The organism is Methylobacterium sp. Leaf108, from assembly GCF_001423265.1.
Taxonomy (GTDB): Bacteria; Pseudomonadota; Alphaproteobacteria; order Rhizobiales; family Beijerinckiaceae; genus Methylobacterium.
Genome location: NZ_LMND01000033.1, coordinates 1 through 18,288, shown reverse-complemented (window position 1 = coordinate 18,288; position 18,288 = coordinate 1). Strand labels below are relative to the sequence as shown.

General features: G+C 71.1%; 13 protein-coding genes. 9 read left to right on the top strand and 4 right to left on the bottom strand.

Annotated features, from left to right (window positions below):
* Positions 1-9: 9 nt before the first annotated feature.
* The gene (locus tag ASF39_RS17255) at positions 10-339 is read right to left on the bottom strand and encodes a DUF6460 domain-containing protein (RefSeq protein ID WP_055888493.1); all 330 of its coding nucleotides are present in this window, start codon (positions 337-339) and stop codon (positions 10-12) included.
* Positions 340-569: 230 nt separating this feature from the next.
* Here ASF39_RS17255 and ASF39_RS17250 point away from each other — a divergent pair, with 230 nt between their 5' ends.
* The 3 genes from ASF39_RS17250 to pdeM all read left to right on the top strand — a co-directional run bounded on the left by ASF39_RS17250 (position 570) and on the right by pdeM (position 4,835).
* The gene (locus ASF39_RS17250) at positions 570-1,532 is read left to right on the top strand and encodes an alpha/beta hydrolase (protein WP_055888494.1); all 963 of its coding nucleotides are present in this window, start codon (positions 570-572) and stop codon (positions 1,530-1,532) included.
* The gene (locus ASF39_RS17245) at positions 1,525-4,059 is read left to right on the top strand and encodes a ligase-associated DNA damage response DEXH box helicase (RefSeq protein WP_056286168.1); all 2,535 of its coding nucleotides are present in this window, start codon (positions 1,525-1,527) and stop codon (positions 4,057-4,059) included. Before ASF39_RS17250 ends, ASF39_RS17245 begins: the two co-directional genes overlap by 8 nt.
* Positions 4,060-4,121: 62 nt before the next feature.
* The gene (gene pdeM / locus ASF39_RS17240) at positions 4,122-4,835 is read left to right on the top strand and encodes a ligase-associated DNA damage response endonuclease PdeM (protein ID WP_056286165.1); all 714 of its coding nucleotides are present in this window, start codon (positions 4,122-4,124) and stop codon (positions 4,833-4,835) included.
* Positions 4,836-4,840: 5 nt separating this feature from the next.
* Here the strand turns inward: pdeM and ASF39_RS17235 are convergent, their stop codons facing one another.
* Together ASF39_RS17235 and ASF39_RS17230 are read right to left on the bottom strand one after the other, a co-directional pair.
* Entirely contained in the window at positions 4,841-5,278 is a 438-nt protein-coding gene (locus tag ASF39_RS17235) for a DUF3429 domain-containing protein (protein WP_056286160.1), read from the bottom strand.
* Between the two features lie 138 nt (positions 5,279-5,416).
* Positions 5,417-9,082, bottom strand: coding sequence for a tetratricopeptide repeat protein (locus tag ASF39_RS17230; protein ID WP_056286157.1), 3,666 nt, complete (start codon positions 9,080-9,082; stop codon positions 5,417-5,419).
* Between the two features lie 288 nt (positions 9,083-9,370).
* Between ASF39_RS17230 and ASF39_RS17225 the strand changes: the two genes are divergently transcribed.
* From ASF39_RS17225 to ASF39_RS17215, 3 genes are all read left to right on the top strand, one after another.
* Positions 9,371-11,155 carry an acyl-CoA dehydrogenase C-terminal domain-containing protein gene (locus ASF39_RS17225; RefSeq protein WP_056286152.1) on the top strand — a complete coding sequence of 595 codons (1,785 nt, stop codon included), beginning with the start codon at positions 9,371-9,373 and terminating at the stop codon, positions 11,153-11,155.
* A 200-nt stretch (positions 11,156-11,355) separates the two neighbouring features.
* On the top strand, positions 11,356-12,564 hold the full coding sequence (locus tag ASF39_RS17220) for an acetyl-CoA C-acetyltransferase (RefSeq protein ID WP_055888509.1): 1,209 nt from the start codon (positions 11,356-11,358) through the stop codon (positions 12,562-12,564).
* Positions 12,565-12,688: 124 nt separating this feature from the next.
* Complete coding sequence (locus ASF39_RS17215; RefSeq protein ID WP_055888511.1) at positions 12,689-13,189, top strand: hypothetical protein; 501 nt, start codon at positions 12,689-12,691, stop codon at positions 13,187-13,189.
* A gap of 96 nt (positions 13,190-13,285) precedes the next feature.
* Here ASF39_RS17215 and ASF39_RS17210 read toward each other — a convergent pair whose 3' ends face one another.
* Entirely contained in the window at positions 13,286-14,104 is an 819-nt protein-coding gene (locus ASF39_RS17210; protein WP_156387791.1) for an EAL domain-containing protein, read from the bottom strand.
* A 114-nt stretch (positions 14,105-14,218) separates the two neighbouring features.
* Between ASF39_RS17210 and ASF39_RS17205 the strand changes: the two genes are divergently transcribed.
* The 3 genes from ASF39_RS17205 to ASF39_RS17195 all read left to right on the top strand — a co-directional run.
* A complete protein-coding gene (locus ASF39_RS17205) occupies positions 14,219-16,420 on the top strand; it encodes a 3-hydroxyacyl-CoA dehydrogenase NAD-binding domain-containing protein (RefSeq protein ID WP_056286149.1) in 2,202 nt (733 codons plus the stop codon).
* Between the two features lie 136 nt (positions 16,421-16,556).
* Positions 16,557-17,324, top strand: coding sequence for a peptidoglycan editing factor PgeF (gene pgeF / locus ASF39_RS17200; protein WP_056286146.1), 768 nt, complete (start codon positions 16,557-16,559; stop codon positions 17,322-17,324).
* 284 nt (positions 17,325-17,608) lie between these two features.
* Positions 17,609-18,288, top strand: a 680-nt coding sequence (locus ASF39_RS17195) for an outer membrane beta-barrel protein (RefSeq protein ID WP_056286143.1), incomplete at its 3' end; no start/stop codon positions are given.

Below are 18,288 nucleotides of genomic sequence, written 5' to 3'. Positions count from 1 at the left end.
GGTCGCGGCCTACTTCGAGACGGAGAGCAGCCGCGACAGGAACCACAGCGGCACCACCACCACGGCCCCGGCCAGGATCCAGCCGCCGAAATCCTGGAAGGTCACGAGGCCGAGGTCGATCAGGTCCCGGACCGTGTCGTAGACGCTCCAGAACAGGCGCCCGGGGGTCAGGCCCAGCATCGCCATGCCCGCGCCCACCAGGACGGACAGGAGCAGGAGCTTGACGAACACCGCCACCGGCGAGCCGCCGAGGAACCGGTGCAGGGCGGAGCGCGGGCGGGCGGGGTGGATGCCGGGATAGGCCGGGCCCTCGCGGCGCGGGTCGTGGTCGACGATCATCGGGTCAGGTCCTCAACGGTTCGGGGCCCTCGAAGCCCTGCGAAACCGGCGGAAGCGTGACCGGCGCGCCACAGGCGTGTGAAACTGCACCGGCACTGGAGCGTTACGCGGTTCCGTGGCAAGGGCCGGACTGGCATCCTCCACGGCTGCGCCGTCGCGCGTGGGCGATTCCCCATAGGCGACGGCCCCACCCACTCCCTCGGCCATCCGACAACGAAACGAACGCTTTCATGATCGACCACGCCCTGTTCGACCCGGCGACGATCGATCCGGAGACCAAGCGCCTCAACGCCGAGGTCATCGCGGCCCATGCGGCGCAGGACGACCCGTGGTCGCTGCCGATCGCCGAGGTCCGCGCCCGCCGCCGCCGCGGCACCCAGGCCTCGCCGGCGATGCCGCGCAGCGCGCGCGCCGAGGTCATGACCATCGATGGACCGGGCGGGCCCCTCTCCCTGCGCGTCATCCGCCCCCTCGCCGCGAAGTGGGGCAAGCTGCGCGGCGCCTACCTGCACATCCACCGGGGCGGCTGGGTCTGGGGGGCGGCCGACGAGCAGGACCCGTGGCTGGAGCGCATCGCCGACCGCTGCGGCTTCGTCTGCCTGTCGGTCGAGTACCGCCTCGCGCCCGAGCATCCCTATCCGGCCGCCCTCGAGGATTGCGAGGCGGCGGCCCTGTGGCTGGCCGGGCCGGGCCGGGCCGAGTTCGGCATCTCGGCCCTGACGATCGGCGGTGAATCCGCTGGCGCGCACCTGGCGGTGATGACGCTGCTGCGCCTGCGCGACAGGCACGCCATGCCGAACGCCTTCCGCGGCGCCAACCTCAACGCCGGCTTCTTCGACCTCGGGCTGACGCCGAGCGTGCGCAACTGGGGCGAGGAACGCCTCGTCGTGAACACCCGCGACCTCACCACCTTCGCCAACGACTACGTCCGCGACGGCATCGACCGGCGTCGCCCCGACGTCTCGCCGCTCTATGCCGACCTCAGGGGTCTGCCTCCGGCGCTGTTCTCGGTGGGCACCCACGACCCCCTCCTCGACGACACCCTCTACATGTCCTCGCGCTGGGCGGCGGCGGGCAACGGCGGCCATACCGCGATCTATCCGGGCGGCTGCCACGTCTTCATCCGCTATCCCGGCGCCCTGAGCGAGCGGGCCCTCGAACTGATCGACCGCTTCCTCGCAGCGCTTGCCTGATCCCGCCCCGCCGCAGCCGGAGGGGCTGCCGGAGCGCTTCGCCGCCTGGTTCGCGGCGCGCGGCTGGCAGCCGCGGCCGCACCAGCTCGACCTCCTGGCCCTGGCCGGGGCCGGACGCTCGGCGCTCCTCGTGGCGCCCACCGGCGCGGGCAAGACCCTGGCCGGGTTCCTGCCGACCCTGGTCGCCCTGTCGCAACGGCCCTCGGGCCGGAAACAGCACGGGCTGCACACCCTCTACGTCTCGCCGCTCAAGGCCCTGGCGGTGGACATCGCCCGCAACCTCGAGGCCCCCATCGCCGAGATGGGCCTCGCCGTGCGGGTCGAGACCCGCACCGGCGACACGCCCTCGCACAAGCGCACCCGCCAGATCGAGCGCCCGCCCGACATCCTGCTCACCACGCCGGAACAGCTCGCCCTGCTCATCGCCCACCGCGAGGCGGAGGAGCTGTTCTCGACCCTGGCCTGCGTGGTTCTCGACGAGCTGCACGCGCTGGTCACCTCCAAGCGTGGCGACCTGCTGTCGCTGGGCCTCGCCCGCCTGCATCGCCTGAGCCCCGGGCTCACCGCGATCGGCCTGTCGGCGACGGTGCGCGAACCGGACGCGCTGAGGCGGTATCTGGTGCCGCAGGGATGCTCTTCCCCCCCGTGTGGGGAGGGGGCGGTGCGCATGGCCGACCTCGTGGTCGTCGGAGGCGGTGCGGCCCCCGACCTGCGCATGCTCGTCACGGGGCGCCGGCTGCCGCTGGCCGGCCACACCGCCCTCCAGACCATGCCGGCGATCTACGAGCTGATCGGGACCCACCGGATGGTGCTGGTCTTCGTCAACACCCGCCTGCAGGCCGAATACACCTTCCAGGAACTCTGGCGCATCAACGAGGACGCGCTGCCCATCGCCCTCCACCACGGCTCCCTCGACGCGAGCCAGAGGCGGCGGGTGGAGGCGGCGATGGCCGCCGGGCAGCTGCGCGCCATCGTCTGCACCGCGACACTGGACCTCGGCATCGACTGGGGCGACGTCGACCTCGTGATCAACATCGGGGCGCCCAAGGGCGCGAGCCGGATCATGCAGCGCATCGGCCGGGCCAACCACCGGATGGACGAGCCCTCGAAGGCCTATCTCGTGCCGGCCAACCAGTTCGAGATGCTCGAGTGCCAGGCCGCGCTGGAAGCGGTGGAGGCCGCCGCCCAGGACACCCCCGACGCCCGGCTCGGCGCCCCCGACGTGCTCGCCCAGCACGTGCTGGGCATGGCCTGCGCGGGTGCCTTCGATCCCCTGTCGCTCTACGACGAGATCGTCTCGGCCGCACCCTATACCGGCTTGTCGTGGGAGGACTTCGAGGGCGTGGTCGATTACGTCGCCACCGGCGGCTACGCGCTTCGCGCCTACGAGCGGTTCGCCAAGATCCTTCGCGGGCCGGACGGTCTCTGGCGGGTGCGCGACGCGCGGGTCGCGCAGCAGTACCGCATGAACATCGGCACCATCATCGAGGCGACGACGGTGAAGGTCCGCCTCGGGCGCGCCATGCGGGGCAAGCCCGGCACGGTGGTGCCCAGGACCGGACGGGTGCTCGGCGAGATCGAGGAGGATTTCGCCGACGGCCTGACCCCGGGCGACACCTTCCTGTTCGCGGGCGAGGTCCTGCGCTTCGAGGGCCTGTCGGAGGACGAGGCGCTGACGAGCCGGGCCGGTCCGGGCACCGATCCGGCGATCCCCTCCTATGCCGGCTCGAAGTTCCCGCTCTCGACCTTCCTGGCGGCGCGGGTGCGGGCGATCATCGCCGATCCGTCGAGCTGGGACCGGCTGCCGGCGCAGGTGTCGACCTACCTCGGCCAGCAGCGCGACCGCTCGGTGCTGCCGGGCGCGGGCGACCTCCTGGTCGAAACCTTCGCGCGGGGCGGGCGCCACTATCTCACCGCGTTCCCCTTCGAGGGACGGCTGGCGCACCAGACCCTGGGCATGCTGCTCACCCGGCGGATGGAGCGGGCGCGGCTGCGACCGCTGGGGTTCGCCGCCAACGACTACGGCATCGCGATCTGGATGACCCGCGATCTCAGCGAGCGCATCGCCCTGGAGCCGGGCTTCCTCGACGCCCTGTTCGCGCAGGACATGCTCGGGGACGACCTCGAGGCCTGGCTCGACGAATCGGCGATGATGAAGCGCACCTTCCGCCAGTGCGCGGTGATCGCCGGACTGATCGAGCGGCGCCATCCCGGCAAGAAGAAGACCGGCCGGCAGGTCACCATCTCCACCGACCTCGTCTACGACGTCCTGCGCAAGCACCAGCCCGACCACCTCCTCATGCGGGCCGCGCGGCAGGATGCGGCAACCGGACTCCTCGACGTGGTACGCCTCGGCGTGATGTTGGAGCGCGTTCAGGGGCGCATCGTCCACCGGGCCCTGGACCGGGTCTCGCCGCTCTCCGTCTCCGTCATGCTGGAGATCGGGCGCGAACGGGTCTACGGCGAGGGGGCCGACGAGATCCTGGCGGAAGCCGAAGCCCAGCTCCTCGACGAGGCGCTGGGGTGACGGGGTGGAGCGCGCCTCCCCCCAGACCACAACAGCCAGACCACAACAGCAAGGATGCCGCCTTGGCGCTCGGCCAGAGACTCGAACGAACCGCGAAGATCCCCGGCCTGAGTTTGGCCGGCGAAACCCTCGTCCTCGACCTGTGCGGCGGCCTGTGGCTGCCCGCCCACCGCACCCTGGTGGTCTCGGACCTGCACCTGGAGAAGGGCTCGTCCTTCGCCGCCCAGTCCGGGCAGTTCCTGCCGCCCTACGACACCCGCGAGACCCTGGCCGGCCTGCACGAGGTGATCGCGCGGCTCGATCCGGCCTGCGTCGTGGCGCTGGGCGATTCCTTTCACGACGCGCGCGGCCCCGAGCGGCTGGAACCGGGCGACCGCGCCCTCATCGCCGTGCTGCAGGAGGGGCGCGACTGGGTCTGGATCGCGGGGAACCACGACCAGGCGGTGCAATCGGGCGTCGGCGGGCGCTACGCCGAGGTTCTGGCACTGGGCGGCCTGACCCTTCGCCACGAGCCGCTGCCGGGCGCGAAGGAGGGCGAGGTCGCCGGCCACCTCCACCCCTGCGGCAAGGTCGCCATGCGCGGGCGCGCCGTGCGGCGGCGCTGTTTCGTCACCGACGGCCATCGGATGGTGATGCCGGCCTTCGGCGCCTACGCCGGCGGCCTCAACGTGCGAGACCCGGCCTTCGAGCCGCTGTTCCCGAAAGGGTTTAATGCGCATCTGCTCGGCGACGGTCGCATCTTCGCGATCGGCAAGGCGATGCTGGCGCGGGATTAGGGGCGTCAGGCCGCCACCAGCAGCGACACCCCGGCGACGCTCGACAGCACGAGCCGGAGACGTCCGAGCCAGAGCGGCACCAGCCCGCGCCGGACGAGGTCCTGGTCGACGAGGCCCCAGCCGAGGACGAGCAGGCCGAGCACCCGCAGGTCCCAGGGGGCGGGTATGGCGAGCGCCGCCCAGGCGACCAGGGACGGCACGATGGCGATGACGTAATCGGCGTTGCCGCCCTCGCGCGCCGCCGCGGCACCCCAGCGGATGCCCCCCAGGAACGAGGCGATGACGGCGCCGTAGGCCGAGAGGATGAGTCGGGGCGAGAGGCCGATGGTGCCGAGCCCGCCGTCGTTGCCGCTCAGGGAGAGGGCGGCGAACCCGATGAAGGGGATCAGGCCGCCCAGGCCCAGGACGACGGCGATCAGGGGAACCGGCTTTCCGAGAGGCATCGTGTCATCCGGCTGCGATCGCGCGCCACTGCGGGATCGGCAGACCGGTCTATTCGCACCGCGGACCGAGGTTCCCGCAAGGCGGCCATGAGCCGCCGGGGTGCGGCGGATCGCGCCGCCGCACCCCGAGACCCAGTGTCAGCTACGCTTCGGAGCTAAGATCGGAGCGGGGGCGGGGGCTCCCAGCAGCGTCATCGCCGCCGACGCGGCGACCGCCGGCGGTTCGTTCGCGGGCAGGTCTACGGCCTTTGGCTTGAAGGCGGCCGCCAGGCTGCGCGCGGTGGCCAGATCCTTGGGCGCGAGCTTGCCGGCGACATCGTCGCGCTTCTTGCCGGCGTCCTCGTCGCCCTGGGCGGCGGCGGCGGAGAACCAGAGGTAGGATTGCACGAGGTCCTGGGGCACCCCGAGGCCGCGGGCGTGGAGCACCGCGAGGTTGTACTGGCTATCGCGCACGCCGTGATCGGCACCGCGCCGGAACCATTGCGCCGCCGTGACGAAATCCGGCTTGCCGGTGGCGCTCGGGTTCTCGGCGAAGATCACCGCCAGGTTGTGCATCGAGCGGATGTTGCCCTGGTCGGCGGCGCGACCGTACCAGATCTTGGCCAGGGCGATGTCGCGGGTGACGCCCAGGCCCTTCTCGTACTGGCCGGCGAGCTTGTACTGCGCCGGCGCGTAGCCCGCCGCGGCGAGCTTCTCGAACAGCTTGGCCGCCAGCACCATGTCGCGGGTGACACCGCGGCCTTCGGCCTGGCGCGCGGCAAGGTCGTAGATGGCGGCGCCGTCGCCGTCGAGGGCCGCCTTCTTCACGGAGGCGAGGCTCGCGGGCAGGCCGTTCAGCACTCCCGCGAGGCTTCCCATGTCGGCGACCTTGGGCACGGCCTTGCGGGCGGGCGACGGCGCCGGCTTGGCGCCCTCGGCCGGATCGACCGGGGCGGCGGGCGGCGGGGACGCACTCGCCGCGGTGTCGGGCGCGGTCGAGATCGACTGCGTCGTCAGGGGATCGGCACGCCCGGCATCCGGGGGGAGGGCCGCCGGCTTGTCGAGGGCGACGGACTTCTCGGCATCGACAGGCTTGTCGGAACCGAGGGCCTTGGTGCCGGCATCGACGGGCGCGGCGTTCGAGGGAGCCGTCGCGTCGGCCGATGCACCGACCTCCTGCACCGGCGCCTGGGCCGGCGAGAACGCGCGGATGGCCTGGAGGCCGCCCAGCGCCAGGATCACGGCGGCGAGGCCGAGCAGCAGGTGCTTGCGGCGCTTGTCGATCGCCGCGCGCATCTGGCCGGTGCGCGAGGGCGTCGGCTCGCCGGCGACGTCGCCGGCCTCCTCCGACGCCGGGCGGACGCTGCCGAGGCCTTCGCGAAAGCGGCTCTTGGGGCTCGCGGTCTCGGCCGCTTCGGCCTGAGCGGCGAGGGCGGCGCGGCGGGCGGCGGCGATGAAGTTCGACTTGATCTCGCTGCTCGACGGGGCGGGCGCCTCAGGCTCGGGCTCGATCGGCGTGGCGCCCGGCCGTGCGCGGGTCGGCCGGCCGGCGCCAGGCTCCAGGATCTCGTCCTTGGCCCGCGACCACTCCGAGGGGGAATCCGGGGTCGGCACCACGGCGCTCTTCGGAAGCTCCGGCCGCTTGGGCGCGGCGCCCTGCGGGCGGGGTGCGGCCGCCGGCGTGGGCGCCTCGGGCATGGCGATGCGGGCCTGAGGCGCGGCGGGCGCCGGAGAGGACGCGGCGGGCGCTTGAGGGGACGCCGCAGGCGCTTGAGGGGACGCCGCAGGCGCTTGAGGGGACGCCGCAGGCGCCTGCGCGGTCGGGCCGCCGAACTGGCCCGCGAGCCGGTCGAGGGCGGCATGGACGCCGTTGAGCGTCGCCTGCATGCGCTGCTCGGACGCCGCCTGATGGGTCCGCAACTCCTCCAGATCCGCCTTGAGCGAGCCGATCTCGGTGCGGCCGGCCACCGGCGCCTCGGGCGTGCCGACCTGGGCGAGGAGGTCCCTCATCGACCGTTCGAGGCCGAGGATCGCCGGGTCGGAGCCGCGGGTCTCGATCCGCTGCGAGAGGGCGACGATCTGCTTCTCGAGGGCGTCGAGCCCTTCGCCGGAAGAGCCGGCGCCGGGGCCCTGGACCCGGTCGACCTTGTCGGCGAGGTCGTGGAGCATGGAATGGATGCTGGCGAGGTCGCCGCCGGGGACGGCCGGCCGGCGCAGGGTCTCGCCGAGGTCCTCGAGGCGGCCGATGAGGTCGCCGACCGGGTTGACGCCGACCCGGTCGACCTTGTCGGCCAGGGCGTCGATCCGGTCGATGATCGCATCCGACCCGGAGGCGTCGGACAGGGGCCGGGTGCGCAGGACGTCGAGCATCTCGCCCATCGCCTGGATCTGGCGACCGATGCCGTCGTCCTTGGGCGCCTTGAGGTCGCTGCGGATCTCCTCCAGCAGCGGCCGGATCTCGGCCATGCGGGTGGCGTCCTGGTCGGCGTCGCCCTGCAGCTTGGCGATCTGGGCGCTCAGGGCCTGAAGGCCCTGGGCGAGGCTCTGGATGCGCTCGGGGCCGGCCAGGGCCGCGATGAGGTGGCGGATCTCCTCGATCTCTCCGAACAGCCTGCCGAGGGCGTCGCGGTCGGCATGGTCGGAGGGCGCGACGCTCAGCACCCGGTCGAACCGGTCGGCCAGGCGCTCGACGTCCCCCGCCACGCGGGCGTGGACGTTCTCGGCGACGTCCTCGGCCAGCCGCGAGACCTGGACCTGGATCATCTCGATGGGCTTGACGATCGCGGCGAGGTCGGCGGGCTTCTGCGCCTGCCCGACGCCGCTGGCGAGGCTGAGCACCGCCTGTTCGAGGGCGTTGACGTCCTGGCCGGTGGCGAGGCCGCCGATGGAATCGCGCAGGCGGCTCGTCTCGCGCTGCAATTCGCCGATCGTCGAGGACGGCGTGCCGCCGAAGGTCGCCTCCATGGCGGCGGCCACCTCGTGCTGGAGCGCCGCCACCGAGCGATGCGCGGAGGCCTGGCCCTCGCCGCGCTCCTCGAGCTCGCGCTGGCGCTGGCGGATCTCGCCCACCGCGTCGGCCATCTCGAGGGCGGCGGACCGGCCGCGCCGGCCGAGGGCGCGCGGCTGGGCGAGCTGCTCGCCGAGCTCCGCCATCCGGCGCTCGATGGTGGCGAGGCGCTCGGTCATCTCGGCGACGGGCGGAAGCCCGCCGTCGAGCACCGTGGACAGCCGCGCCTCGATGCCGGCGACGCTCGTGGTGGCCGCGTCGCGCGCCGCCTCGTGGGTGCCGTCGATCTTCCTGTCGATGGCGTCGAGGCGCTGGAACATCTGCGCGAGGGATGCGGCGAAGGCGTCGAGCGGGACCGGCGGCTCCGCCGGGGCGGCGACGGCCGCTTCGACGGAAGCGGGCGCCTCGTCAGAGACCGCGGGCGCAGGTGCCTCCACGGGCGGGGAAACGGGGGGAAAGCTGCTCGCCTCGGCCGGACGGTCGGCGACGAGCGGGGCCGGCGGCGCATCGGCGGCGCGAGCGAACGCGAAGCCCGGATCGGGCACACGCGATGCGGGCAGGCGCGGCTCGGCGATGGCGGCGGTGGACGAGGCGAATCGCTGGGGCAGGCTTGCGGGAGCCGGACCTGGGGACGGGACGGTCGCGGTCGGCAGGCTTCCGGGACCGCGCTTGCGCCGCGCATGCGGCTCGGCCTCCTGCTCGACCACGGAGGCGATCCAGGTCTCCAGGGGAATGCCGGCCCGGCGCGCCACGTCGCGGGCCGCGTCGAGCACGTCCGGATCGAGGCCCTTGAGGTTCAGCGTCGCGTTGCGTTTCATCGTCAAACCTGAGCGGCGAGGTCCGGACTTCGCCCCGACGTCTCCGAGGCGCCTCGCGGCGACGGGGACGGAAGGGTTCGATTGCGCTCGACATTTGGCGTTCTTGGTAAACAGCGAGTTAAGGACTATGCCGAAATGGGAAAGCGGGCTCCGACCGGCCCCGTCCGGCGGCAGCGGTTCACGGCCCCCTTGACGTTTGTGCCGCCTGATAGTTTACATATGAACCATCGAGGGAGCCGGCGGTCTCGACGGGCCGAAACGGCGACCCCAGATCCTGGAGGATGCGAGATGCCGAGCTATCGGGCGCCTGTCGAGGACACGCTGTTCCTGCTGAACGACGTGTTCGGCTTCCACCGCTACGACAACCTCGCCGGCTTCTCGGATGCGTCGCCCGACGTGGTCGAGGCGGTGCTGAACGAGGGCGCCAAGCTCGCCGAGACGGTGCTCGCCCCCCTCAACGCGGTGGGCGACCGCGAGGGCTGCAAGCGCCATCCCGACGGCAGCGTCACGACGCCCACCGGGTTCAAGGCCGCCTACGACGCCTATGCCCAGGGCGGCTGGATGGGCCTTTCGCTACCGGAGGCCTACGGGGGCCAGGGGCTGCCGCACACGCTCAACTGCGCGATCCAGGAGTTCGCCTCGTCGGCCAACCTCGCCCTCGGGATGTACCCGGGCCTGACGCAGGGTGCGATGGCGGCCCTGCTGGTCCACGGCTCCGACGCGCAGAAGCAGACCTACCTGCCCCGGATGGCCGAGGGTGCCTGGACCGGCACCATGAACCTCACCGAGCCCCATTGCGGCACGGACCTGGGCCTCCTCAAGACCAAGGCCGTGCCCAACGGCGACGGCTCCTACAGCCTCACCGGCACCAAGATCTTCATCTCGGCCGGCGAGCACGACATGGCCGAGAACATCATCCACCTCGTCATCGCGAGGATCGAGGGCGCGCCGGCCGGCACCAAGGGCATCTCGCTGTTCGTGGTGCCGAAGGTCCTCGTCAACGCGGACGGCTCGCTGGGCGCGCGCAACGGCGTCTCCTGCGGCTCCCTCGAACACAAGATGGGCATCCACGGCAATTCGACCTGCGTCATGAACTACGACGGTGCCACGGGCTGGCTGGTCGGCCAGGAGAATCGCGGCCTCAACGCCATGTTCGTGATGATGAACGAGGCGCGCCTGGCGGTGGGCATCCAGGGGCTGGGCCAGTCGGAGGTCGCCTACCAGAACGCGGTGGCCTACGCGAAGGACCGGCTCCAGGGCCGGTCGCTCACCGGGGTAAAGGCGCCCGAGAAGGCGGCCGACCCGATCATCGTCCACCCCGACGTGCGCCGCACGCTGATGGGCATCCGCGCCTTCAACGAGGCGGGGCGCGCGCTGATCCTCTGGACCGCCCTGCAGGCCGACATCGGCCACCGGTCCGACGACGAGGCCCAGCGCCGGGCCGCCGAGGACCACATGGGCCTGATGACCCCGGTGGTGAAGGGCGTGCTCACCGACAAGGGCTTCGACAACGCGGTGGCCGCCCAGCAGATGTTCGGCGGGCACGGCTACATCGAGGAATGGGGCATGTCGCAGTTCGTGCGCGATGCCCGCATCGCCATGATCTACGAGGGCGCCAACGGCATCCAGGCGATGGACCTCATCGGCCGCAAGCTGCCCAAGGACGGCGGCCGCGCGATGATGGCCTTCCTCGGCGAGGTCCAGACCTTCGTGAAGGACCACGGCGAGGACGAAGCGATGACGCCGTTCACCGCGCCGCTCCAGGCCGGGCTGAACGACCTCCAGGCCGCGACCATGTGGTTCATGCAGAACGCGTTCTCCAAGCCCGACAATGCCGGCGCGGGGGCCACCGACTACATGCACCTGCTCGGCCTCGTGGCCATGGGCTACATGTGGGGCCGGATCGCCAAGGCGGCCATCGCCGCGAAGGCCTCGGCGCCCGAGCGCATGGAGGCCAAGCTCGTCACCGGCCGCTTCTACATGGAGCGGATCCTGCCCGAGACGGCGATGCGCCTCGTGCGGATCAAGGCGGGTTCCGAGACGACCATGGCGCTGCCGGTCGAGGCGTTCTAGAGCGCTCGGACCGAGCCGTTCGACACGGGTCGTTCCGGGGCGCTCGCAGAGCGACCCCGGACGCCATGACAGCCGTCGGTTCAGACCGAGGCACGACCTCGGCTGATGGCTTCCGGGTTCTGCTGCGCAGCCCCGGAACGACGGGATCAGGTCGGCAAGACACAGCCCGCTCGTCGGCGGGGACAACCTGGGACGCGCACATGACCGAGGCCTTCATCTACGATCACGTCCGCACCCCGCGCGGCCGCGGCAAGCCCGACGGCGCGCTGCACGAGGTCACCGCCCTGCGGCTGGCCGAGGTCGCGCTGCGCGCGCTCAAGGACCGCAACCACCTCGACACGCGACAGGTGGACGACGTCGTCCTCGGCTGCGTCGATCCGGTCGGCGAGGCGGGCGGCGACATCGCCCGCGCCGCGGCGCTGGTGGCCGACTACGGCACCCACGTGCCGGGCATCCAGATCAACCGGTTCTGCGCCTCGGGCCTCGACGCGATCAACTTCGCGGCCGCCCAGGTCATGGCCGGCCAGCACGACATGACGGTGGGCGGCGGCGTCGAATCGATGAGCCGCGTCGGGCTCGGCGCCTCGGGCGGCGCCTGGCCGGTGGACCCGCAGATCGCGATCAAGTCGTGGTTCATGCCCCAGGGCGTCTCGGCCGACCTCATCGCCACCAAGTACGGCTTTTCCCGTGACGATTGCGACGCCTATGCCGTCGAATCGCAGAAGCGCTCGGCCAAGTCCTGGGCGGACGGGTTGTTCAAGAACTCGGTCGTGCCGGTGAAGGACATCAACGGCATCACCCTTCTCGCCACCGACGAGCACATGCGGCCTTCCACCGACATGCAGTCGCTGGGGCAGCTCAAGGCCTCCTTCGTCCAGATGGGCCAGATGGGCGGCTTCGACGCCGTGGCCATCGACGCCCATCCGGACGTGGAGATGGTCGAGCACGTCCACCACGCCGGCAATTCGTCGGGCATCGTCGACGGTGCCGCCGCCGTGCTGCTCGGCTCGAAGGAGGCGGGCGACCGCGCCGGGCTGAGGCCGCGTGCGCGGATCCGCGCCTTCGCCAACATCGGTTCCGACCCGGCCCTGATGCTCACCGGCCCGGTGGACGTGACGAAGAAGGTGCTGGCCCGCGCGGGCCTGAGCCTGTCCGACATCGACCTGTTCGAGGTCAACGAGGCCTTCGCCGCCGTGGTCCTGCGCTTCATCCAGGCCTTCGACGTCGATCCGGCCAAGGTCAACGTCAACGGCGGCGCCATCGCCATGGGGCATCCGCTCGGCGCCACCGGCGCGATGATCCTCGGCACGGTGCTCGACGAACTCGAGCGCACCGGCAAGGAGCGGGCGCTCGTCACCCTGTGCATCGGTGCCGGCATGGGCACCGCCACGATCATCGAGCGCGTCTGAGGATCGGCCCGCCGACCCGGCGGCCGCTCTGCCCGGCCGTACCAAAGCCTGATAGACGCGGGCCCGCGCCCGACGCCGCCTGGAGCGGCGCGGTTCGAGCCAACATTGCGGAGGAAACGCCCCTATGACGAGACTGCTTCCCACCCTGGCCCTGGCCGCCCTGCTCGGCCTGCCGATGGCGGCCCGCGCCGACGAGGCCTCCGACCGGATCGAGGCCGCCAAGGCGCTGGTCCAGAAGACCGTGATCAAGAACCTCGAGACGGGCTTCACCGGCGCGCTGGAGAAGACCGTGGCCGCCATGCCCGCCGAGAAGAGCGACAAGGTCCGCCAGGAGGTCCGCGCCGAGTTCGACCGCCAGCGCACCGCGCTGATCGAGGGATTGTCGAAGGAATACGCCGACAAGTTCACCCTCGACGAGATCAAGCATCTCTCGGGCATCTACGACGACAAGATCTACCAGAAGTTCCAGGCGATCAACGCCGATCCGGGTTCGACCATCACGCTGATCTCGCAGGCGGCGGTGACCAAGCTCGTCAACATGCTCACCGTCGCCGCGGCGGCCGACGCTCCGGGCCTGCCCGGGCAGGCGCCGGGCCCGGCACCGACTCCCGCACCGGCCCGCTGAGCCGCGATGCCCCGCGGCCGGGCGGCGACGACCATACGACCGGGCCGCCCCCCCGCCGCGGTGGCGCAGAACCGGGCGGCGCCACCTCGCGCCGCCTCAGTGGACCGGGGCGACGCGCACGGCCGGCGTCTCGAAGCCCGTGGGGACCGGGGCGGCCTGCGTCTCGAACCCCGCCACGGCCGGCAGGGCTTCGATCTGGGGCTTGGCGAAATGGTAACCCTGGAACAGCGTCGCTCCGAGTTCGCGCAGGGTGTCGAGTTCCGCCCGGGTCTCGACGCCCTCGGCGATCACCGCCACGCCGAGCTGGCGCGCGATGGCGATGATCCCGCCCGTGATGATCTGGCGGCCCTTGTCGGTGTCGATGCCGCGCAGGAGGTCCATGTCGATCTTGATGAGGTCGGGCCGGAAGTTGGCGAGCAGGCTCATCCCGGCGAAGCCGGCGCCGAAATCGTCCAGCGCGGTGAGGAAGCCCTGCTTGCGGTACTCGGTGACGATGCGCTGGACGTGGGCGGTATCGCGGAATTTCTCGTTCTCGGTGAACTCGAACATGATCCGGTCGTGGGCGAACCCGAAGCGGCGCGCCGCCTCCAGGGACGAACGGATGCAGGCCGCCGGCTCGTAGACGGCGTTGGGCATGAAGTTGATCGAGAGCTTGGTCTCGTCGTCGGCGGGAAAGAGCCTGCCCGCGAGTTCGATTGCCTTCACCCGCGCCGCTTGGTCGAAGCGGTAGACCGTCTCCTCCGTGACGCGGCTGAGGATGGAACCGGCGGACTCGCCGTTGGTCCCGCGCACCAGGGCCTCGTAGCCCCAGATGCGGCCGCGTTCCACGTCGAGGATGGGCTGGAAGGCCATCGTGAAGGTGAAGTCCAGGGCTTTGCCGGTTCCACACCCCTTGCAGGCTACCTTCGCGCTCATCCCATCGTATCCCATGTTAATGTCGGTCGTTTGTCTTCAAAACCATGACGGCAAAAATCCTTTCATCGACTTAAGAAGCCGACGGTCCACGCCGCCCCCTTTGGAGGATCAGCCATGAATCTCACGAACTTCCGCTTCGAGACCGACGCCGACGGAATCGCGCTCGCCACCTGGGACATGCCCGGCCGCTCGATGAACGTGATCACGGCGCAGGTCATGGCCGAGCTCCATCAGATCATCGACGCCGTGGTGGCGGATGCCGCCGTCAAGGGCTGCGTCATCACCTCGGGCAAGGACAGCTTTTCGGGCGGCGCCGACCTGACGATGCTGCAGGGCCTCGGCCGCGAATACGAAAAGCTCAAGGCGAAGTCCGGCGAGGAGGAGGCGATGCGCCACTTCTTCGAGGAGTCGCGGCAGTTGACCCTGGTGTTCCGCAAGCTCGAAACCTGCGGCAAGCCGTTCGCCGCCGCCGTCAACGGCCTCTGCCTCGGTGGCGCGTTCGAGCTCAGCCTGTCCTGCCATCACCGGGTGTTGTCGGACGACGAGAAGACCCGCGTCGGCCTGCCCGAGATCAAGGTCGGCCTGTTCCCCGGTGCCGGCGGCACCCAGCGCGTGCCGCGCCTGATGCAGACCGGAGACGCCCTGCAGATGCTGTTCAAGGGCGAGCAGATCCGCCCGCTGATGGCCAAGACCATGGGCCTCGTCCACGAGGTCGCCCCCAAGGCCGAGATCGTGGAGAAGGCGCGTGCCTGGATCAGGGCCGGCGGCTCGGCGGTGGCGCCCTGGGACGCGCCCAAGTTCAAGGCGCCTTCCGGCAAGGTCTACTCGCCCGCCGGCATGATGATCTGGCCACCCGCCAACGCGATCTACCGCCGCGAGACCCACGACAATTATCCCGCCGCCAAGGCCATCCTCGGGGCGGTCTACGAGGGCCTGCAGCTGCCGATGGATCTGGCCCTGCGCGTCGAGAGCCGGTACTTCGCCAAGATCCTGCGGTCGAAGGAGGCCGCGGCGATGATCCGCACGCTGTTCCTGTCGATGGGCGAGCTCAACAAGGGCGCGCGCCGCCCCAAGGACGTGGCTCCCACCAGCGTCAGGAAGGTCGGCGTCGTCGGGGCCGGATTCATGGGGGCGGGCGTGGCCTACGTCAGCGCCAACGCCGGCATGGAGGTGGTGCTCGTCGACCGGTCGATGGAGGCCGCCGAGAAGGGCAAGGCCTACGCCCACACCCTCATCACCGGACAGATCAACCGGGGCCGCGCCAAGACCGCCGACCGTGACGCGCTGCTCGCCCGCATCACCGCCAGCGCCGATTATGCCGACCTCAAGGGCTGCGACCTCGTCATCGAGGCGGTGTTCGAGGACCCCGCGGTGAAGGCCGAGGTGATCGCCAAGGTCGAGGCGGCCATCGGGCCGGAGGTGATCTTCGCCTCCAACACCTCGACCCTGCCGATCTCGGGCCTGGCCAAGGCTTCCTCCCGGCCCGACCAGTTCGTGGGCATCCACTTCTTCTCGCCCGTGGAGAAGATGATGCTCGTGGAGATCATCAAGGGCGAGGCGACCGGCGACCGGGCCATCGCCACCGCCCTCGACTACGTGCGGGCGATCAAGAAGACGCCCATCGTGGTCAACGACAGCCGCGGCTTCTTCGCCAACCGCTGCGTCACGGCCTACCTGCTCGAAGGCCACAAGATGTTCCTCGAAGGCGTGCCCGCCGCGATGATCGAGAACGCCGGCAAGCTGGCCGGCATGCCGGTGGGCCCGCTCTCGCTCAACGACGAGGTCGCCCTCGACCTTGGCCTGAAGATCGCCAGGGCCACGGAGGCGCAGCTGGGCCCCGACGCGGTCGATCCCGGCCAGAAGCAGCTCCTCGTCACCCTGGTGGAGACCGAGGGCCGGCTCGGACGCAAGAACAAGCGCGGCTTCTACGACTATCCCGAGGGTGCCCCGAAGCGCCTGTGGCCGGGCCTGAAGGCACTCCAGCCCAAGACCCTCGACCCGGACGCGGTGGATGTCACGGAACTCAAGCACCGCTTCCTCGTGGTGCAGGCGCTGGAGGCCGCCCGCACCGTCGGCGAGGGCGTGATCACCGATCCGCGCGAGGCCGACGTCGGCTCGATCCTCGGATTCGGCTTCGCGCCCTTCACCGGGGGCACCCTGTCCTACATCGATTTCATGGGCGCCGGGGAGTTCGTGGCGCTGGCCCGCAGCCTGGAGGCCAAGCACGGCGCGCGCTTTGCGGTGCCCGAGAACCTCGCGGCGATGGCCGAGACGGGGAGCACCTTCTACGGCGAGGCCGCCAAGCGGGCGGCCTAGCCCAGGACGCTCGACGCCACCCGGGGCCGGTGCCGCGAGGCGGGACCGGCCCTTCCCATGTCCGGTGACCGGCGGCGGGGGAGGGGGTATGACCCGACCCTCCCTCGGTCATGTGCCGCAACGGCAAGGACACGCGATGTTCCTCACCTCGCCCGATCTCGCGGACCCCGCGATCCGGCATGCCTTTTTCACCCGCCGGGGCGGCGTCTCGGAGGGCCTCTACGCCTCGCTCAACGGCGGGCTCGGCTCGAGCGACCACGCCGGCCGCGTGGCCGAGAACCGGCGGCGGATGTGCGCGGCCCTCGGCGTCGCCGAGACCGCCCTGGCCAGCCTCTACCAGATCCATTCCGCCGAGGTGGTCGTGCTGACGCAGGCGCCGGCGCTGGCGGAGCGACCCAAGGCCGATGCGATGGTGAGCGTCGTGCCGGGCCTGGCGCTCGGCATCGCCACCGCCGATTGCGGTCCGATCCTGTTCGCCGATACCCGCAACGGCGTCGTCGGTGCCGCCCATGCCGGCTGGAAGGGGGCGCTCGGCGGCGTCGTGGCCGCCACGGTGGCGGCGATGGAGGCGCTCGGCGCCGAGCGCGGGTCGATCGTCGCCGTGCTCGGTCCCACCATCCACCAGCCATCCTACGAGGTCGGCACGGACCTGCGCGACCGCTTCGAGGACGCGGTACCGGGGGCGGCGCGGTTCTTCGCGCCAGGCGACCGGCCGGGCCATGCCCAGTTCGACCTGCCGGGCTTCGTCCTGTGGCGCCTGGAACAGGAGGAGATCGGCCGCCACGCCTCGCTCGGCCTGTGCACCTATGTCGACGCCGAGCGCTTCTACAGCTACCGGCGCACCACCCACCGCCAGGAGGCCGACTACGGCCGCCTGATCTCGGCCATCGCCCTGGCGCCCTGAAATCCGGCCCCGACAAACGGATTCCTGGGGTGCGACAATCCGTCATCCTGGTCGAGCCGGAAAGGCACCGTCGCGATTGAACCTTGGCCGTTCGAGCGCGTTCTGTGTCGAGGTAGCCCAAGGTCGAACGAACACAACGGACGGATCATCGCCACAAAGGGGTCGCTTTTCCGGCGACTGGCGTGATCGGCCCGCAACAGCTTCTTCCAGGCTGCTGAACTACAGACGAGGCTTCGTGAGGCCGGCGCCGGCGCCGTCTCATCGACAGTATGAGGACCAGCACCATGAAATCCTTCCTTCGGGCCACCACCGCTCTTGCCGGCATCGTCCTGGCGGGCTCGGCCTTCGCCGCCGACCTTCCGCGCCGCGCCGCGCCGCCGGTCTTCGTCCCGGTCCCGGTCTTCACCTGGACGGGCTTCTACTTCGGTATCAACGCCGGCTACGGCTTCGACGCCGGCAACCAGGACCGCAACGTCTACGACAACGTGTTCCCTGGCCTCGTGCGCAACCTGCCCGGCACCGCCAACGGCCCGTCGCAGATCGCCTTCTCCAACAGCTCCAACGAAGGCTTCACCGGCGGCGGCCAGGTCGGCTACAACTACCAGTTCACCCCGGGCTCGGGCCTGGTGGTCGGCGTCGAGGCCGACGCCCAGTACGTCGATTTCGGCCGTAACCGGAACGCCTTCGTCCTGACCCCCGGCTTCGCCCCGATCGACGGCAACGTCACCTTCGTCGATCCCCGCGGCACCGCCAGCCTCGACTACTTCGGYACCGTGCGCGGCCGCATCGGTTACGCCTTCGACAAGGTCCTGTTCTACGGCACCGGCGGCTTCGCCTACGGCGCCGGCAGCAACGAGCGTTCGTTCGGCGGCTTCCGCGGCAACGACGACTTCCGCACCGGCTACGCCGCCGGCGGYGGTRTCGAATACGCCCTCCCCACCGACTCCTTCCTGAACTTCTTCAA